Consider the following 18463-nt stretch of genomic DNA (forward strand, 5'->3'; position numbering starts at 1 on the left):
AAACTTCTTATTAAAAACTAGTTAAAGTTTGGTTGGCGGATATTCTCCAGCAATTGCTGCTTTCAAAAAGTTCTGAAAAGTAGGACATTCCATATGATTTTCAGCAGGACACACAGCAGCATGTTGTAATCCCTGACTAATAAAATGTAATCGCTTTGCCATTTGCTCTAATTGTTCAGCTTTATCTTTTAATTTTTGCCGATCAAGATCTGGTTTACCATCTTGTCCAAACATTGTGGCGATTTCATTTAAGGAAAAACCCGCAGCACGACCTAAAGAAATTAATGCAAGTTGATCAAGCACTTGTTTACCATATTGTCGACGCAAACCTTGCCGCCCTATCGACTTAATTAATCCCTTCTCTTCATAAAAACGTAGCGTTGCAGTTGTAACTTTTGCCTTCTTAGCAACTTCACCAATATCCATAATACCCTCTTGACTTCAAGTTGACTTGAACTTGCACAATAAATTTATCACGTTTTATACGTATAAAAGCAAGGTGCAAAAATGAATACTCTTACTTTACTTTTTCAAACTTTATGCCTTGGTATTGGCGCAACAATAGTTATGGATATCTGGCTGTTAATACTAAAGATATTTAAGGTTCCCACCTTAAACTTTGCCTTTCTCGGACGCTGGGTTGGTTGGATATTTCAAGGAAAACTAGTCCATCAATCTATTGCCCAAAGCCCTCAAATTAAGGGGGAATATTTATTAGGCTGGATTACTCACTATAGTATCGGGCTGATCTTTGCATTCAGCTTTCTTTTCATTGTAGGCTCCGATTGGCTCATTCACCCTCAGTTTTACTCAGCGCTACTATTTGGTGTAGTCACAGTTCTCATTCCCTTTTTTATTATGCAACCTGCGATGGGTAGTGGGATTGCTTCTTCAAAAACCCCTCATCCATTTTTGAATTGTCTAAAAAGTTTGCTTAACCATAGTGTTTTTGGCTGTGGTTTGTATCTCACTGCAAAAATTTTTCAAATTTAAGATAAAGGAAAATCTCATGAAAACCATTGCTATTATTTACCATAGCCGCCAAGGTCATACACAATTTATTGCCCAGCAGATTCAAACGGGCGTATTAAGCCAAAAAAATATTAAAGCCGATCTACTGAGTGCTGGACATCTCATTGAAAACCCTGAAATACTTATCCACTATGATGGCTTAATTTGGGGATCTCCTACTTACTTAGGCGGAGTGTCCTCAAAACTAAAACAACTCATGGATGCAACAGGTCCATTGTGGAAAAAACAGAGCTTTAAAGGAAAACTAGCTGCTGGGTTTACCGTCTCCTCTCTCCCCGCAGGCGATAAGCAATCGACCTTAATTTCACTTTTTACCTTTTGTATGCAACACGGCATGTTATGGGTCGGTAATCCAATTCTGCCCGAGCAACATCAAGGTGTACCTTATGCTCAAGCAGCTAACCGACTCGGTTCATGGTCAGGCTTAATGGCTCAGGCTGAACATTCAAGTAATGCCGATGGATTTGATGAAGGTGACATCAAAACTGCTCGATTATTTGGAAGTAATTTTGCAATGACCTTGAATGCCTATCTGGGAGTTTAAAACTATGACAGCACAAAGGTTTTTATTTCCGCTCATTTTATCTGCAATGATATCATTTATAATTTCAGGAATTACGACTTTCAAAGCACTAGGTCTAGTTCAAAATTTCTTTTCATTATGGATATCTGCTTGGGGTATTGCGTGGATATTTGCTTTCCCAAGCGTATTAATTTGTGCCCCCTTAGCCCAAAAATTGGTGAATCTTGTTCTTCCCAAAAACTAAAGAATTTATAAAATATATGTAGGCTAAAACGTACATAATTTGTGGTCATTAGCGAATATACGACTTTAAAATTTTCTCATAACATATGAATCATAGAGAGACAGGAAGTCTCATTAAAGAAGAATAAGAACGCAGGAAGCGGTAGTTGACAGGAGTTAGCTATATAAGCTGAATACGAAGGAGCCTCGACAGGAAGTCGGGGCTTTTTCATTTTGTTGGCTATACAAAATTCTTACTGTCCAATTGGGCTTAGCAACAGAAATTATATTGATCCATGAGTGACTGCTGACTACCATCATCTCATTTGAAACTTGATTATTGGTTTTATATTTTGTTTACCTCATCTTTAGCTCACAACTGTTATAAGCCAACACAACTACGTTTTTTAAGCCTTAAATTTCTTGTAATTGCTTTAACCGCAATCATGACAGGATGTACAAGTTTAGGCCCTAATAGTGGTTCATTTTCATGGCGTTCTAATAAGCTCTCAACAGGACTACAAAAAGCTTATTCTGTTCCACAAAGCACAGCGAATCGGTTATCTCCAATTATTATTCAAAGTGCTGATCAATATAATGTACCCCCTCTTTTACTTGCCGCGGTTATAAGACAAGAGTCTAGTTACAATACTAACGCCCTCTCACCTACGGGTGCAGTAGGTTTAACTCAAATTATTCCAAGCTATTGGCAACGAACGTGTGCGGGTAATTTGTATGATGAATCTATAAATATTCAATGTGGTGCATATATTTTAAATCATTACTATCAGACAGCCGATAGCTGGTTTAAAGCCACTGCTTATTATAATGTGGGCCCAACTGGATATGAGCGGAGCTTCTGGACACGGCACAAAGCTAAGAAATATGCTCGGTCTGTAAAACGTCATCAAAAAGCTTTAAAAAACGCTCTATAAATAAGATCAAATAAAAAAGCCCAACTGCTGATGGGCTTTCTATAGAAGTAATTTTATTGTTCAAATAAACCTTCAAATAGAACAGAAGATAAATAACGCTCTCCACTGTCTGGAAGAATAACAACAATAGTTTTTCCAGCATTCTCAGGACGTTCTGCAATTTTAGCCGCTGCCGCTAATGCAGCTCCACTCGATATTCCTACTAAAATACCTTCTTGAATTGCACAATTTCTGGCCCATTGAATTGCTTCTTCACTAGTTATAGGTAAGACTTCATCAACAAGATCTAAATCAAGATTTTTTGGAATAAAGTTCGCACCAATTCCCTGAATTTTATGCGGTGCAGGTGTAATATTCTCACCATTTCTTGTTTGAGTAATAATTGGTGACTCGGCAGGTTCCACTGCTACAGAGTACAAAGGTTTATTTTGGACTTGTTCGAAATAACGAGAAATACCTGTAATCGTACCGCCAGTCCCTACACCAGCAACCAAAATATCAACTTGCCCACCTGTTGCTTGCCAAATTTCAGGACCAGTTGTATCTACATGAATTTGTGGATTTGCTGGATTTTCAAATTGTTGAGGTAAGAAATAAAGACCTGGCTGTTCTGTCGCTAATTTCACAGCTTCATCAACTGCCCCTTTCATTCCCTTCGCCGGTTCAGTTAAAACCAAATTGGCACCGAGCGCTTTTAATACTTTTCTACGCTCAATACTCATACTTGCTGGCATAGTTAAAGTAATTGGGTAGCCTTTGGCCGCTGCAACAAAAGCCAGTGCAATTCCTGTATTACCACTAGTTGGTTCAACAATATGCATGCCTTCTTTTAACACGCCACGCTTTTCTGCATCTGCAATAAGTGCCGCTCCAATACGACATTTCACAGAAAATGCAGGATTACGGCTTTCTACCTTTGCTAATACGGTTGCATCAGTTTTAATGAGGCGATTAATACGTACTAATGGTGTATTCCCAATCGCTTCTGCATTATTAGAATAAACTGCGATCCCTAAATTATTGGGTGTTGGAAATTGCTGGTCGGTAGACATGTTATATCCTTATTAGATTTGGAATGATTCTGAATCATTATATGCTTCTATAATAAACAGGAAAGTAGAAAAGCCAAGTAATGCCTAACTTCTCAAATTAACAGCTTGTCTTGTCAAAAATTTATTTAAAAAAAATCAAATTATTAGATTAGATGAATTTATTTACCTATCTAGCTACTACATTAGAAATAATAGGAACTCTGGCTAATATTTCACCTTATTAAGACTAGGCGAATCTTCTGATCAGACATGAAACCTAGTGTTTTTCAAGATTTTATGTAATTAAAACTACCAAAGTTCACCTTCTCTCCAATCGGCACAAATAGTATTTTCTTCTGAATGTTGTGATAGTCTCTCTTTCAGATTAGCACTCAACGGAAATAGCATGATTTGATTGTCATCTGTTAGATAAGTAGAAGCACCTTGTTTGATGTATAAATTCCCCCGCCACGGAATCCAATCTAATTTTTTATAGAATGCCCCATCTTCGGGTTGTAATGCCGCGAGTTCATAATCTAAAGTAGTTAAAATATCGGTTAAATATCTTAATAATTGTGAGGCAAGCCCTTTACCCTGCGTATGGTAATCAGTAGTCACATACTCTACATAAGCAGTTTTTACAATGAAGTTACCATTTATAGTGAAAACTCTATCTGCCCATAAAGCATGTGACACAATATTATCATCTAATATGCCTACAATATGAACAGCAGTTTGCATGAAGGTATATTGACTCCAAGGATCTTCATCAAAAGCTGTAAAACATAGCTCAGCAATCTGTTGTCGCTGTTGAGTATTTAGGTCTTGCACCGCGATAATTTTGAACTGCATAGGTAGAAGCTCAATTTTAATTGCTCATATCATAAGCAAAGATCGAAATAATATGCAGTATTTTTAATGAAAACCACTCTAATGGTTATTTCCAAGCATAAAAAAACACCCCCAACATCAGTTGAGGGTGTTTAGAATAATGAGCTGGCGATGACTTACTCTCACATGGGAAACCCCACACTACCATCAGCGCTAAGAGGTTTCACTTCTGAGTTCGGGAAGGGATCAGGTGGTTCACTCTTGCTATGGTCGCCAGCACAACTGGTATGGATACTTGCATTGGTCTTATTGGTTGCCGATGCGTTTTCCAAATCTTTACAGATGGGCTGATTGAGTCTTACTTTAATTTTGTTCATTTTAGCTAAACATATAACTAAATCAAGTTGCTTTGCATATTAATGAATCGATTGATGCCATATATACAACTGCTTGGGTGTTGTATAGTCAAGCCTCACGAGCAATTAGTATTGGTCAGCTTCACATATCACTATGCTTCCACATCCAACCTATCAACGTCCTAGTCTCGAACGGCTCTTTAGAGGACATAAAGTCCTAGGGAAATCTTATCTTGAGGTAGGCTTCCCGCTTAGATGCTTTCAGCGGTTATCCCTTCCGAACATAGCTACCCGGCGATGCGACTGGCGTCACAACCGGTACACCAGAGGTTCGTCCACTCTGGTCCTCTCGTACTAGGAGCAGATCCTCTCAAATTTCCAGCGCCCACGGTAGATAGGGACCGAACTGTCTCACGACGTTCTAAACCCAGCTCGCGTACCTCTTTAAATGGCGAACAGCCATACCCTTGGGACCTGCTTCAGCCCCAGGATGAGATGAGCCGACATCGAGGTGCCAAACACCGCCGTCGATATGAACTCTTGGGCGGTATCAGCCTGTTATCCCCAGAGTACCTTTTATCCGTTGAGCGATGGCCCTTCCATACAGAACCACCGGATCACTAAGACCTACTTTCGTACCTGCTCGACTTGTGGGTCTCGCAGTTAAGCGCGCTTTTGCCTTTATACTCTACGCGTGATTTCCGACCACGCTGAGCGCACCTTCGTACTCCTCCGTTACTCTTTAGGAGGAGACCGCCCCAGTCAAACTACCCACCAGACATGGTCCTCGCCCCGGATTACGGGGCAGAGTTAGAACCTCAACATTACCAGGGTGGTATTTCAAGGACGGCTCCATTGGAACTAGCGTTCCAACTTCAAAGCCTCCCACCTATCCTACACAAGTAAGGTCAAAGTTCAATGTCAAGCTGCAGTAAAGGTTCACGGGGTCTTTCCGTCTAGCCGCGGGTACACTGCATCTTCACAGCGATTTCGATTTCACTGAGCCTCTGCTGGAGACAGCGCCGCCATCATTATGCCATTCGTGCAGGTCGGAACTTACCCGACAAGGAATTTCGCTACCTTAGGACCGTTATAGTTACGGCCGCCGTTTACTGGGGCTTCGATCAAGAGCTTCGCTTACGCTAACCCCATCAATTAACCTTCCAGCACCGGGCAGGCATCACACCCTATACGTCCACTTTCGTGTTTGCAGAGTGCTATGTTTTTAATAAACAGTTGCAGCGGCCTGGTTTCTGTGGCTGTCATCAGCTCAGGAAGCAAGTTCCATCACCAACAACAGCGTACCTTCTCCCGAAGTTACGGTACCATTTTGCCTAGTTCCTTCAGCAGAGTTCTCTCAAGCGCCTTGGTCTACTCGACCTGACCACCTGTGTCGGTTTAGGGTACGATTCCTGTGTAACTGAAGCTTAGAGACTTTTCCTGGAAGCATGGTATCAGCCACTTCGCTGTACAAGTACAGCTTGCTATCAGATCTCAGCATAGAGCACCCCGGATTTGCCTAAGATGCATGCCTACTTCCTTTCACCTGGACAACCAACGCCAGGCTGACTTAACCTTCTCCGTCCTCTCATCGCATTACACAGAAGTATTGGAATATTAACCAATTTCCCATCGACTACGCCTTTCGGCCTCGCCTTAGGGGTCGACTCACCCAGCCCCGATTAACGTTGGACTGGAACCCTTGGTCTTTCGGCGAACGGGTTTTTCACCCGTTTTGTCGTTACTCACGTCAGCATTCGCACTTCTGATACCTCCAGCATACTTCTCAATACACCTTCATCGGCTTACAGAACGCTCCCCTACCACTTGACTTAAAAGTCAAATCCGCAGCTTCGGCACATAGTTTTAGCCCCGTTACATCTTCCGCGCAGGCCGACTCGACTAGTGAGCTATTACGCTTTCTTTAAAGGGTGGCTGCTTCTAAGCCAACCTCCTAGCTGTCTATGCCTTCCCACATCGTTTCCCACTTAACTATGATTTTGGGGCCTTAGCTGGCGGTCTGGATTGTTTTCCTCTTGACTACGGACGTTAGCACCCGCAGTCTGTCTCCCGGATAGTACTCATAGGTATTCGGAGTTTGCATCGGTTTGGTAAGTCGGGATGACCCCCTAGCCGAAACAGTGCTCTACCCCCTATGGTATTCGTCCGAGGCGCTACCTAAATAGCTTTCGGGGAGAACCAGCTATCACCAGGCTTGATTAGCCTTTCACCCCTATCCACAAGTCATCCCCTGGCTTTTCAACGACAGTGGGTTCGGTCCTCCAGTTAGTGTTACCCAACCTTCAACCTGCTCATGGATAGATCGCCTGGTTTCGGGTCTATACCCAGCAACTAAACGCCCTATTAAGACTCGATTTCTCTACGGCTCCCCTATACGGTTAACCTCGCTACTGAATATAAGTCGCTGACCCATTATACAAAAGGTACGCAGTCACCGAACAAGTCGGCTCCCACTGCTTGTATGCATGCGGTTTCAGGATCTATTTCACTCCCCTCACAGGGGTTCTTTTCGCCTTTCCCTCACGGTACTGGTTCACTATCGGTCAGTCAGGAGTATTTAGCCTTGGAGGATGGTCCCCCCATATTCAGACAAGGTTTCACGTGCCTCGCCCTACTCGTCATCATTATGTGTGCCCTTTCGTGTACGGGAATATCACCCTCTACGTTCGCACTTCCCAGAGCGTTCCACTAAAACACACATAACTTAATGGGCTGATCCCCGTTCGCTCGCCGCTACTAAGGGAATCTCAATTGATTTCTTTTCCTAAGGGTACTGAGATGTTTCACTTCCCCTCGTTCGCCTTGCAACACTATGTATTCATGTTGCAATACCTACCTTAAAGTAGGTGGGTTCCCCCATTCAGAAATCTCCGGATCAAAGGATATTTGCCGCCTCCCCGGAGCTTATCGCAGGCTATTACGTCTTTCATCGCCTCTGACTGCCAAGGCATCCACCACATGCACTTAATTACTTGACTATACAACCCCAAACAGTCGTTATTACCTACAAGGAGTAATAAGACATGATCAATGATTCCTCATCAATCTCTTACAGTTTGAAGTACTGTGTATTTAAACACTGTACAGCTTCAATCTAATTCATATACCAAAACGCTTGATTCAGTTAATTTGCTAGTTCTCAATGAATTCCAAGATTAGAATTACTTCTTCTCTTTTCATTATTGAGTGAACAATTTATTTCAGACTCAATTTTGCCAATCTGTTAATGAATAAACATGCCTTCGTCAGGTCATGCTTAATACCGTGATACTTAAATCACAGAAGTTAATAAACCAAGATCTAAATCTTTATTTACTAATTTCTGTAATCCGAACTTCTCTTAAGTTCTGGTGGAGACTAGGAGAGTCGAACTCCTGACCTCCTGCGTGCAAAGCAGGCGCTCTACCAACTAAGCTAAGTCCCCAGCTTACATCATCAGTTATGTATCTTTCTGTCTATAACCTTAATCAGTCAAAGTCATGGTGGGTCTGACAAGACTTGAACTTGTGACCCCACGCTTATCAAGCGTGTGCTCTAACCAACTGAGCTACAGACCCTCAGATACATCTATGAAGAACAACTTGTTGTGGATTCTTACCAATCGTCAATCTTTCGTTAAGGAGGTGATCCAGCCGCAGGTTCCCCTACGGCTACCTTGTTACGACTTCACCCCAGTCATCGGCCACACCGTGGTAAGCGTCCTCCTTGCGGTTAGACTACCTACTTCTGGTGCAACAAACTCCCATGGTGTGACGGGCGGTGTGTACAAGGCCCGGGAACGTATTCACCGCGGCATTCTGATCCGCGATTACTAGCGATTCCGACTTCATGGAGTCGAGTTGCAGACTCCAATCCGGACTACGATCGGCTTTTTGAGATTAGCATCCTATCGCTAGGTAGCAACCCTTTGTACCGACCATTGTAGCACGTGTGTAGCCCTGGCCGTAAGGGCCATGATGACTTGACGTCGTCCCCGCCTTCCTCCAGTTTGTCACTGGCAGTATCCTTAAAGTTCCCGACATTACTCGCTGGCAAATAAGGAAAAGGGTTGCGCTCGTTGCGGGACTTAACCCAACATCTCACGACACGAGCTGACGACAGCCATGCAGCACCTGTATGTAAGTTCCCGAAGGCACCAATCCATCTCTGGAAAGTTCTTACTATGTCAAGGCCAGGTAAGGTTCTTCGCGTTGCATCGAATTAAACCACATGCTCCACCGCTTGTGCGGGCCCCCGTCAATTCATTTGAGTTTTAGTCTTGCGACCGTACTCCCCAGGCGGTCTACTTATCGCGTTAGCTGCGCCACTAAAGCCTCAAAGGCCCCAACGGCTAGTAGACATCGTTTACGGCATGGACTACCAGGGTATCTAATCCTGTTTGCTCCCCATGCTTTCGCACCTCAGCGTCAGTGTTAGGCCAGATGGCTGCCTTCGCCATCGGTATTCCTCCAGATCTCTACGCATTTCACCGCTACACCTGGAATTCTACCATCCTCTCCCACACTCTAGCTAACCAGTATCGAATGCAATTCCCAAGTTAAGCTCGGGGATTTCACATTTGACTTAATTAGCCGCCTACGCGCGCTTTACGCCCAGTAAATCCGATTAACGCTTGCACCCTCTGTATTACCGCGGCTGCTGGCACAGAGTTAGCCGGTGCTTATTCTGCGAGTAACGTCCACTATCTGAAGGTATTAACTTCAGTAGCCTCCTCCTCGCTTAAAGTGCTTTACAACCATAAGGCCTTCTTCACACACGCGGCATGGCTGGATCAGGCTTGCGCCCATTGTCCAATATTCCCCACTGCTGCCTCCCGTAGGAGTCTGGGCCGTGTCTCAGTCCCAGTGTGGCGGATCATCCTCTCAGACCCGCTACAGATCGTCGCCTTGGTAGGCCTTTACCCCACCAACTAGCTAATCCGACTTAGGCTCATCTATTAGCGCAAGGTCCGAAGATCCCCTGCTTTCTCCCGTAGGACGTATGCGGTATTAGCATTCCTTTCGAAATGTTGTCCCCCACTAATAGGCAGATTCCTAAGCATTACTCACCCGTCCGCCGCTAAGTGATAGTGCAAGCACCATCACTCCGCTCGACTTGCATGTGTTAAGCCTGCCGCCAGCGTTCAATCTGAGCCATGATCAAACTCTTCAGTTAAAAATCATTTTGCACCTTATTAAAGACAAGGTGCCAATTCTGGCTCATCAATTTTCTGACTTAAATTTCGCTCAAATAAACTTCGAGTAATTTAAACCAATCAATCAATGATAATATTTCGATCAATCAATCAGTAAAAATCCACACAAGTTGTTCTTCATAATCTCTTAATGATCTTCTTACTGGTTCGTCACCAGCAAGCTAGGTCGGCTATATTACTCTTAATCTCTTAAAAGTCAACAGGTAATTTCGATATTTTTAAAACTTATTTCCAAAACCAACTTCTCATCAAATCTATCACTTAAAGCAATCTACTCAATTCCAAGTAACTGTTTTTCAACAAGTTTCTATCTGCATCACCGCCGATGGATGTGCATTATAGACCATCTAATTACGTTGGCAAGCGAAAATTTAAAACTTATGACTTGAGCGTTCATTTTTAAAACAACAACCATATTAACCAATTGTTTTATATCAACAATTATTTTAATTATTTATTTTTGACTTAAATAAGCCAGTATCATGCTCGATAATTCTTGTTTAAGTTGTTGTTCTGAGATAAGAAAATTGTTCTGACTAACATATCTCATCATTGTAAAAAGCGTACTATTGATGATTACAAAGGATTTATGCTTCACCTGTTCGAAGTCCCATTGATGGGGATTTCTACTAAATGTATATAGTCCAACTTCAAAAAAATGTTTTTCTAAAATCTGAGCAGCTTGCGAATGACTATAGTCATGCCAATGCTTCAGTACCTCTATAAAAAAACCATGATCGGCTTTTAATGCAGCAAATCCTAGTTCAATTGCTAAGGGGATAAGGATATCCAAAGGAATATTTCCTTGCTGCATAACTAATTCTTTGAGTTGCTGCCCCAATAGTTCGCTTTTACGGCGCAACAGTTCTTCTATGATTTGATCTTTATTCTCAAAGTATTGGTAAATTGAACCCACACTTACTCCAGATCTCTCTGCAATTTTAGGAGTCGTGGTATGGAGCAATCCATACTGGGCAATACAATGTTGTGTCGCCTCTAAAATATGGTCAACAATAATTTTTGAACGCTGTTGCTGGGGGGCTTTTCTCATCGGTTTTTTATTCTTTAAATGCGAATTGAATGCGAATAATTATTCATATTAGCCTATTTATTATTCAGCTCAATAAGTAAGTGACAATATGCAAACAAGTAGCCCTACTCGACTTGCCACGTTTAATGAAATGCAAGACAGTAATTTCTTTACTCAGTTTTTAAATGTCTGTTGCGAAAAACCAGCACAGCCAAACTATACGGAATATGTGTCTTTACAACGTGCTCTTTATGAAGGGGACGTTGAAATGGATAAGGTGATTGATTGGGTTATGCAAAATCCCAAAGATCACCGCATGATTTTTGAGAAGATATTATTTCAAGGCCGCAATGACTTATCTGAGCCAATACCTACTGAGTTAGAAAATTTCTTTAATTACATTGAACAAAAGCCTGAATGGTTAGACCAACACCAAATTGATGAGGCTGTTAAATTTACGCATCGTTTAGGAATTAATAATGGTTTTATTCTTAGAGATTTATCATTAATGGCGGGATATTTATACCCGGGGTTTAATCAGCCTCTCATTTTAACGGGTGCATTGAAGAAACAGGCGGGTACTCGTTTAGCAGAAACTACAAAATGGTGGGTTGATATTACTGAACCTGAAGGGCTTACTCATTTAAGCGCAGGTTTTACCTCAACCATTTATGTTCGCTTTATTCATGCACTCGTTCGCCGACAATTGAAAAAGTCTGAACGGTGGGATAGTGAAGTTTGGGGAATTCCTCTTAATCAGTTTGATTTAGCAATGACCAATTTAGCGTTTAGCAGTGTGGTTTTGCTCGGTATTCGAGCTTTAGGAATATGGCCGACAAAACAGGAAACTAAGAGTTTTTTGCATTTTTGGCGTTATGTTGGCTAGCTGATGGGTATTGATGAAAAATGGCTTATTCAATCTGAAACTGAAGGCTGGCGATTACTTTACTGGATGCAATTTGCTCACCCTCGCTCCGATCACAGCAGTATTGAATTAGGGTCGAGTTTATCTAAAGAACCTTTTGAGAGAAAATATCTGCATTTACGCTCTTTGCAGCAGAAGCTTGCTTATCGACAACATTTAGAACTTACTCAATTTTTTATTGGTAAGAAAAGAATGAGATTACTCGGATTACCTCAACAATCTGCTTCGTGGTTTGCTTATTATCTGATTTTGCGTAATTCATTACTTTATAGTGGTGCAAAGCTTTCACCAAAAGTTGAAAATTTTTTATCCAAATCAGGGCGTAATATACAAAAACTTGGTCTAAGTCTTTATCAAAATCAAGGTAAAGCAAAAACCTTGGCGAGTATGCATCAATAATTTTCCAAGCCTAAAAATAAAGAATGGAAGTCTGGATATCAGACTTCCATTCTTAAATGTTAGGAACTTATTGAGGCGATGAACTATGCATTTCAGCGTGATTCATTTGCTCGTGTGACTCCACCATCTGCTTCTTTTTTTGACTTGGCATGTAGTCAGGCTCATTGTTAATCGCCAAGTAAAAAATAATCATAAATAATAAACTCAAGATAGAAGCCACAATAAGTAACTTCCATCCCCACCACGATTGTTCAGGCGATAATTTATTTGTCATTTCCTTTCTCTCATTCAATTAATATTTTCAATTCATATAATTAAGTTAAAACGTATTAAAACTTCATGCTCATACGAACCCAGTAGTTTCTTCCGATATTGTTAAACTGCTCTTCACTCGCAAATCCAAAGCCTGCACTACCCGCTTTGTTTAAGTGTTCGGTATAGGTTTTATCTAATACGTTGTCGATGCCGACAGATACATCAATATCCTTACGAAGGTTGTAACTTCCGTTTAAAGAAAGAGTTGAAAAACCTTTGCTTGATTTTAGATCATATCCCACGATGTTACCTTGATGTAGACTCACGCGGTTTTGCTCAGCAACAGCTCGCCACAAGAGACCTAAATTATATTTATCAGCCACATAACGAATATTTAGTCGACCTTCTAAAGGTGAAATTTGAGGCAAAGGTTTGTCATCTGTGGTGTTTTTACCCCATGCATACATCGCACTCAAATCTGCCTGAATATGGTCGGTAAATTGATAGCCAATACCTGCTTCTGCACCTGCAATGGTTGCATCGACATTTTTGGCACCCGCAGTAATATCATGGCTCATATCATGCCCACCCATTCCAGTACTTGGGTGATGGTGATAACTCATTAAAATGTAGTCATCTACTAAACCTGCATAAGCAGAAGCCCATGTATTTAAAGCGCCATGTTGTTGCTGAAAGCCCAAATCCAACTGTAGTGTTTTCTCAGGATTTACACCATTAAAGGTATTGGTCGAGCCAGCATTACCATGTTTAGGCGAAAAAAGTTCCCAATAATCAGGCATACGTTCTACATAGCCTAAACCGATATAGCTTTTTAGGTCATGCTCAGGATGTTGATTTTCCCAGCGGACAAATGCACTTGGTAAAGTCTTTTCAAGTTTAGTATTAAAGCCTTTTGCTTGAGAATCTGCGCGCTCATCTTCAACTGTTACTCGATCTAAACGCACACCTGTAACCAGTTTATTGAGATCGTTCCATTGATAACCGAGTTCACCAAAAGCACCAAAAGATTGAAAGCGCATATCTTGACGATATGGAATATTCATAGAAGGCATCGTTGGCGATGACATACTACCGCCATGTTTATTAAATTGAGAATCTATACCTGTGATCAGGCTCCATTGATTCCATTCAGAGGTCATGGCCAAACGGGAGTTTAGTGTACGGCGCGTCACTTGCATTGCCATTGGATTCGGCATTAGCATAGTCATACCATCATGTGTCATTTCAGCTAGTGGCGGCGTACGCAAGCTAAAATTATCCATAATATGGTCGTTATAGCTATAGTTCACCTGCCCTTCTATTTTCTTAATGACATCAGTAATGTTTTTCTTTTCAAAACGCAGCCCTAAGCTTTCACGCGCAAACTGAGAACCATCCATTGAACGTCCAGCATAAAGCGATTCACCATCAGATTTTCCACCAGTGAGTTCGACCCATGTGTTTTCATCTGGAGTGAAGCCAAGTGCTACATCAGCATTCCACTTTTTCCATGCTGAAGGCACGGTATTGTCGTCACCATCTTGATAACTATTGGACTCAGAACGATTGGCATTTAAACGGATATATTTTTTCTCATCACCAATTGCCGCTTCAACATTATGGTCAATACGCCCATATGAACCTAACAAGACACTCGCTTGCCCACGATAAGGTTTCTCTGTGGTGAGCTTTTCAGGCTGACGTTCAAAAAGGACTGTTGCAGCTGAACCCGTATTGGCATATTGAACTGTTTGTGGACCTTTAATGACAGAAATACGGTCATAACTTTCTGGTGAGATATAAGAAGTTGGGGCATCCATACGGTTTGGGCATGCGCCTAAATTTTCAGTCCCGTCAGTTAGAATTTTGATGCGTGAGCCAAACATACCTCGGAATGTTACATCGCCATTTGTTCCACCGCTTTGTATTGAGTTAAAACCCATAATACTTTGCAGGTAGTCTGCGCCATCTGTAGCAGGTACTGGCTGAATCGGTTGCTTTGGATCTGCATGTACGATTAGACCGTTTGCATCGTTACCTTGCTGTGCTGTAACAACGATAGGCGCTAATGAATGAAGTGTTTTGGTATCGACATCATTTTTTTGGGAATCAGCAAAAACTAGACCCGAATGAGAGACAGCAAACATCGCAACCCATAAAGGTTGTAATAAGAATTTAGACTGTGACATTTTTTATACGCTCTAAAACATAAATAAAGTGATATTGAAGTCAATCAAGACCCCAACAAAAAATTGCTTTTATTTATGCAAATAGAGGCGGTGCACGCCCTTGCGGGAGTAGGAAAAGTCGCTGTAGCGCAAAATAAACATGTTTGAATGCTTGTTGATAGGCGACTAAGCGAACTTGTATGCGAACTAAAACTTCTTTTACGCCGAATTCAGGCGGTAAAACCAGATTGGCATAGACGGTACAATATTGACATTGATGGTTTGCATCATGATGGTCATGGTGTTCAGGTACTTGAGACTGGTCGATATGATGTTCATGATGCGAATGCATGGTATGTGACATGGCTTCCGTCTGTGCTTTGGGTTTCAGCAAAGCACGGGTAATAGTTTCACAGACCGGAGCAATTTGATATTGCTTCGGTAATAGCGGCTGTAGAAATACCGCAACCTGTAAAAATACCGCTGCACATGCAAGCAGTAAACCACTACGAAAAACCAAAAATCACATCCACACTATATTAATATTTGAAGAATAGAAATTTTTAACGTTTTACTGCAACTTTTTCACGCTCACGTTGACGAACAACTTTTTCGACTTTTTCTCGCGCACGCTGACGTTTAAGTGGCGACAAATAATCCACAAATAATTTGCCATTTAAGTGATCCATTTCATGTTGGATACAAACAGCGAGAAGTCCATCAGCTTCTATCTCAAATGCTTGACCTTCAAGGTTAATTGCCTCAATTTTCACACGTGACGGGCGCTCAACTTTGTCGTATATTTGTGGCACCGATAGGCAGCCTTCTTCGTACTGCTGCTTATCTTCTGTCAGCGGAGTAATTTTGGGGTTAATAAAAACCAAAGGTTCATCTTTAGCTTCAGATAAATCTATAACGATTAACTGAATATGACGATCTACCTGTGAAGCTGCTAAACCAATACCTGGTGCGGCATACATGGTTTCAAGCATATCTGCTGCAAGTTGACGAATTTCATCAGTAACTTCTTCAACAGGCTTAGCAATGGTACGAAGACGGGGATCAGGAAAACTTAAAATAGGTAATAAGGCCATACTGACGTCCTCACTTATGCCATTGATTGAAAAACCAAATGAAGGAAATACTTCATCGAAAAATTGTGTGTAAGCCGCTCATTATAACGCATCTGCACACATAATTTTTAGGAATTATCATAATGAAAAAGGTTTTTAACGGCATGGTTGAATTTCATGCTTTGGGGATAAAAAAGCATTTACTTGCTTTCGCACTTGTTACAGGGGTTGCAATAGGTACAGTAGCAGAGGTTCATGCTGCTAGTCCGAACCATAATCCACCCTCTCTTAAAAGCAATGCGCCACATGTTTACGTTGTAAAACGAGGAGATACCTTATGGGATATTTCAGCTCATTTCTTAAGTAAACCTTGGCGTTGGCCAGAAATCTGGGCAAGTAACCAGCATGTCAAAAATCCACACTGGATTTATCCGGGTGATCGATTATTGTTATGCAGTTTAGCTGGTCGACCATTGATAGGAAAAGATGAGGGCGATGGTTGTGTCGGCATTATTCGTCGCTACACAGGTAAAGTGACAAACTTACAACCTCAAGTTCGTGTGGAGTCGCTCAACGACAACGTGCCTGTTATTCCGCTTGAACATATCAAACAGTGGTTAGAACACAGCACAATTTTACCAACTGATGCAATTGAACATACCCCTTATGTAGTGGGAACTGCCGATCAGCGCGTACTTGCGGCAAAAGGCCAAACCATTTATGCGCGAGGACAAGGTTTAATTGATGGTCAACGTTATGCAGTTTACCGTGAAGGCGAACCTTACTATTTCACAGACAGTAAAGGTAAAAAGCACAGCCTAGGTATTGAACTGCAACAAGTTGCCTCTGGGATTGCTATCTCTTCTGAAAAGGATATAACAACGCTTGAGTTAACTGATAGCTACAATTCTGAAGTACGCCGTGGCGATCGGATTATGCCAGAAGAAGATGCAACATTACCTACCCTGTTTTATCCAGTGGATGCCAAACAAGTTACAGAGGGCGGTAAGATCATTCGTGTCATGGGCTCAATTGGTACCGCTACCAAAAATAGTGTAGTGACTTTAGACCGAGGTACAGCTCAAGGCGTTCAGGTGGGACAAGTTTTTGATATTACCCAAAAAGGTGAAACCATTCGAGACCCTAAAACCAAAGAACCAATACAGTTACCTGGACAACAAATCGGTAGCCTTATGGTATTTAGAACATTTGACCAGCTTAGCTATGCTTATATCTTAGAAAGTGACTTACCTATTAAAGTAGGTTCAAGCATTCAGCCACCTCGTCTTAACGATTAACGCTGGATATACACTTTACAATGCTTACTCAATTTTCTTCACACCATTACCACACCCTTAAAGTGTGGTATTTGGTGCAGCACTCTTTGGTCAGTTTTAAAAAAATTGTCGATTATTTTGGTACTTGTGAAAAGGCCACTCAACCTACCGGACTCGCCCAATGGCGCAATCTCGGGTTACATGCCAACCATTTAAAACGTGTAGACGAATTTCAAACTGCTCAGGGTCAAGCTCAGTTTGAAAAACTGGTTCAGCAGATCCATCAATATACTGACTTTATCTTAACCTCAGATGACTCTGGCTATCCTACGCAATTGCTACCTTACACAGACCATCCGCCCATCATTTTTGGGAAAGGCCAAGCTCAAGCTTTGTTGCAACCACAAATTGCTATTGTGGGTAGTCGAAAACCAAGTCCTCATGGCCGTCAAGTTGCTTATGATTTTGCGTATTACTTAAGTGAAAAAGGATTTTATGTAAGTAGTGGTTTGGCATATGGCATTGATGAGGCTGCCCATCAAGGAGCCTCAGCTCATCAAAGGACTATTGCTATAACAGGAACAGGTTTAGATAGTACCTACCCTGCTCAAAATAAAAAACTTGCAGAGCAGATCTTGGATCAAAACGGCGCCATCATTACTGAGTTTTTGCCCGGTACGCCGCCTTTACAACAGCATTTCCCTCGTAGAAACCGAATTGTCAGTGGTCTAAGTTTAGGCGTGTTAGTGGTAGAAGCGACTTTAAAAAGTGGCTCACTGATTACTGCCAACAAAGCTGCCGAGCAAGGTAAAACGGTATTTGCTATTCCCGGTCATATTTATAGTGAGTTTCATCAAGGGTGCCATCAGCTCATTCGCGAGGGGGCTATTTTAGTCGATCATCCTGAACAGATTATTGAAGATTTAGCCCTTCCTACCCAATGGCAAAGCCAACAGCAAAACCAAAGTGAGCTAGTTGTTTCTTCTGCACCAGAAATTCCGAAACATTTAATTAATCTTTATCAATCTTTAGACTGGGTCGGCCAAAATATTGACCAGCTTGTTTTGCACCATTCACAGCCTGTTGCAGAACTCACCTCTTCACTCATGGAACTAGAACTACTGGGTTTATGTATGCAACAATCTGGACTGTATTTACGTTGTCGTTCTTAATAGTGGAGCGCACAATAGC

Annotated in this window: 13 protein-coding genes, 2 tRNA genes, 3 rRNA genes and 2 pseudogenes; 7 read left to right on the plus strand and 13 right to left on the minus strand. The window is 41.7% G+C overall.

The features are described from left to right. Nucleotides 1–21 precede the first annotated feature (21 nt). Complete coding sequence (locus AC2117_RS17780) at nucleotides 22–426, minus strand: helix-turn-helix domain-containing protein (protein WP_133975831.1); 405 nt, start codon at nucleotides 424–426, stop codon at nucleotides 22–24. A gap of 81 nt (nucleotides 427–507) precedes the next feature. Here AC2117_RS17780 and AC2117_RS17785 point away from each other — a divergent pair, with 81 nt between their 5' ends. The 4 genes from AC2117_RS17785 (at nucleotide 508) to AC2117_RS17800 (ending at nucleotide 2712) form a co-directional block, all read left to right on the plus strand. Then, a complete protein-coding gene (locus tag AC2117_RS17785) occupies nucleotides 508–993 on the plus strand; it encodes a DUF2938 domain-containing protein (protein WP_133975833.1) in 486 nt (161 codons plus the stop codon). 16 nt (nucleotides 994–1009) lie between these two features. Then, the gene (locus AC2117_RS17790) at nucleotides 1010–1576 is read left to right on the plus strand and encodes a flavodoxin family protein (RefSeq protein WP_133975835.1); all 567 of its coding nucleotides are present in this window, start codon (nucleotides 1010–1012) and stop codon (nucleotides 1574–1576) included. Nucleotides 1577–1580: 4 nt separating this feature from the next. Then, a complete protein-coding gene (locus tag AC2117_RS17795) occupies nucleotides 1581–1799 on the plus strand; it encodes a DUF2798 domain-containing protein (RefSeq protein ID WP_133975837.1) in 219 nt (72 codons plus the stop codon). Between the two features lie 304 nt (nucleotides 1800–2103). After that, a complete protein-coding gene (locus AC2117_RS17800; RefSeq protein ID WP_133975839.1) occupies nucleotides 2104–2712 on the plus strand; it encodes a lytic transglycosylase domain-containing protein in 609 nt (202 codons plus the stop codon). 53 nt (nucleotides 2713–2765) lie between these two features. On the opposite strand, the gene cysK is transcribed toward AC2117_RS17800, so the two are convergent. The 8 genes and pseudogenes from cysK to AC2117_RS17840 form a co-directional block, all read right to left on the minus strand. Next, on the minus strand, nucleotides 2766–3764 hold the full coding sequence (gene cysK / locus AC2117_RS17805; protein ID WP_133975841.1) for a cysteine synthase A: 999 nt from the start codon (nucleotides 3762–3764) through the stop codon (nucleotides 2766–2768). 288 nt (nucleotides 3765–4052) lie between these two features. Next, nucleotides 4053–4595: a GNAT family N-acetyltransferase gene (locus AC2117_RS17810; RefSeq protein WP_133975843.1), complete on the minus strand. Its 543-nt coding sequence runs from the start codon at nucleotides 4593–4595 to the stop codon at nucleotides 4053–4055. 142 nt (nucleotides 4596–4737) lie between these two features. Further along, nucleotides 4738–4852: ribosomal RNA gene (rrf, locus tag AC2117_RS17815) — 5S ribosomal RNA — on the minus strand. A 183-nt stretch (nucleotides 4853–5035) separates the two neighbouring features. Next, nucleotides 5036–7929 (minus strand): 23S ribosomal RNA (locus tag AC2117_RS17820). Between the two features lie 370 nt (nucleotides 7930–8299). Continuing rightward, a tRNA-Ala gene (locus AC2117_RS17825) sits at nucleotides 8300–8375 on the minus strand. 56 nt (nucleotides 8376–8431) lie between these two features. Then, a tRNA-Ile gene (locus AC2117_RS17830) sits at nucleotides 8432–8508 on the minus strand. A gap of 59 nt (nucleotides 8509–8567) precedes the next feature. Then, nucleotides 8568–10105: ribosomal RNA gene (locus tag AC2117_RS17835) — 16S ribosomal RNA — on the minus strand. The 16S, 23S and 5S rRNA genes sit together here with 2 tRNA genes alongside, the layout of an rRNA operon. A gap of 520 nt (nucleotides 10106–10625) precedes the next feature. Further along, a pseudogene (locus AC2117_RS17840) lies at nucleotides 10626–11196 on the minus strand (TetR/AcrR family transcriptional regulator). Nucleotides 11197–11284: 88 nt separating this feature from the next. Here AC2117_RS17840 and AC2117_RS17845 point away from each other — a divergent pair. Next, nucleotides 11285–12499 (plus strand): annotated as a pseudogene (locus tag AC2117_RS17845) (oxygenase MpaB family protein). A 67-nt stretch (nucleotides 12500–12566) separates the two neighbouring features. On the opposite strand, the gene AC2117_RS17850 reads toward AC2117_RS17845, so the two are convergent. The 4 genes from AC2117_RS17850 to def form a co-directional block, all read right to left on the minus strand. Then, nucleotides 12567–12773, minus strand: a complete 207-nt coding sequence (locus AC2117_RS17850) for a hypothetical protein (protein WP_003655499.1) — start codon at nucleotides 12771–12773, stop codon at nucleotides 12567–12569. Between the two features lie 55 nt (nucleotides 12774–12828). Then, complete coding sequence (locus AC2117_RS17855) at nucleotides 12829–14943, minus strand: TonB-dependent copper receptor (protein ID WP_133975845.1); 2115 nt, start codon at nucleotides 14941–14943, stop codon at nucleotides 12829–12831. A 73-nt stretch (nucleotides 14944–15016) separates the two neighbouring features. Beyond that, nucleotides 15017–15442, minus strand: a complete 426-nt coding sequence (locus AC2117_RS17860; RefSeq protein WP_133975847.1) for a DUF2946 family protein — start codon at nucleotides 15440–15442, stop codon at nucleotides 15017–15019. Between the two features lie 43 nt (nucleotides 15443–15485). Then, the gene (gene def / locus AC2117_RS17865) at nucleotides 15486–16016 is read right to left on the minus strand and encodes a peptide deformylase (RefSeq protein WP_004795267.1); all 531 of its coding nucleotides are present in this window, start codon (nucleotides 16014–16016) and stop codon (nucleotides 15486–15488) included. 122 nt (nucleotides 16017–16138) lie between these two features. On the opposite strand from def, the gene AC2117_RS17870 reads away from it, so the two are divergent. Continuing rightward, nucleotides 16139–17293 (plus strand): LysM peptidoglycan-binding domain-containing protein, encoded by a 1155-nt coding sequence (locus AC2117_RS17870; RefSeq protein ID WP_133975849.1) that lies wholly within the window; start codon nucleotides 16139–16141, stop codon nucleotides 17291–17293. Between the two features lie 20 nt (nucleotides 17294–17313). Beyond that, on the plus strand, nucleotides 17314–18444 hold the full coding sequence (gene dprA / locus AC2117_RS17875) for a DNA-processing protein DprA (protein WP_133975851.1): 1131 nt from the start codon (nucleotides 17314–17316) through the stop codon (nucleotides 18442–18444). Nucleotides 18445–18463 lie beyond the last annotated feature (19 nt).

The sequence above is a fragment of the Acinetobacter calcoaceticus genome (assembly GCF_900520355.1).
Taxonomy (GTDB): domain Bacteria; phylum Pseudomonadota; class Gammaproteobacteria; order Pseudomonadales; family Moraxellaceae; genus Acinetobacter; species Acinetobacter calcoaceticus_C.

Bases quoted from the DNA above. Each gene is read 5' to 3' on its own strand.
- AC2117_RS17780 (WP_133975831.1), bottom strand. From the start codon at position 426: ATGGATATTGGTGAAGTTGCTAAGAAGGCAAAAGTTACAACTGCAACG.
- AC2117_RS17785 (WP_133975833.1), top strand. From the start codon at position 508: ATGAATACTCTTACTTTACTTTTTCAAACTTTATGCCTTGGTATTGGC.
- AC2117_RS17790 (WP_133975835.1), top strand. From the start codon at position 1,010: ATGAAAACCATTGCTATTATTTACCATAGCCGCCAAGGTCATACACAA.
- AC2117_RS17795 (WP_133975837.1), top strand. From the start codon at position 1,581: ATGACAGCACAAAGGTTTTTATTTCCGCTCATTTTATCTGCAATGATA.
- cysK (WP_133975841.1), bottom strand. From the start codon at position 3,764: ATGTCTACCGACCAGCAATTTCCAACACCCAATAATTTAGGGATCGCA.
- AC2117_RS17810 (WP_133975843.1), bottom strand. From the start codon at position 4,595: ATGCAGTTCAAAATTATCGCGGTGCAAGACCTAAATACTCAACAGCGA.
- AC2117_RS17850 (WP_003655499.1), bottom strand. From the start codon at position 12,773: ATGACAAATAAATTATCGCCTGAACAATCGTGGTGGGGATGGAAGTTA.
- AC2117_RS17855 (WP_133975845.1), bottom strand. From the start codon at position 14,943: ATGTCACAGTCTAAATTCTTATTACAACCTTTATGGGTTGCGATGTTT.
- def (WP_004795267.1), bottom strand. From the start codon at position 16,016: ATGGCCTTATTACCTATTTTAAGTTTTCCTGATCCCCGTCTTCGTACC.
- AC2117_RS17870 (WP_133975849.1), top strand. From the start codon at position 16,139: ATGAAAAAGGTTTTTAACGGCATGGTTGAATTTCATGCTTTGGGGATA.
- dprA (WP_133975851.1), top strand. From the start codon at position 17,314: ATGCTTACTCAATTTTCTTCACACCATTACCACACCCTTAAAGTGTGG.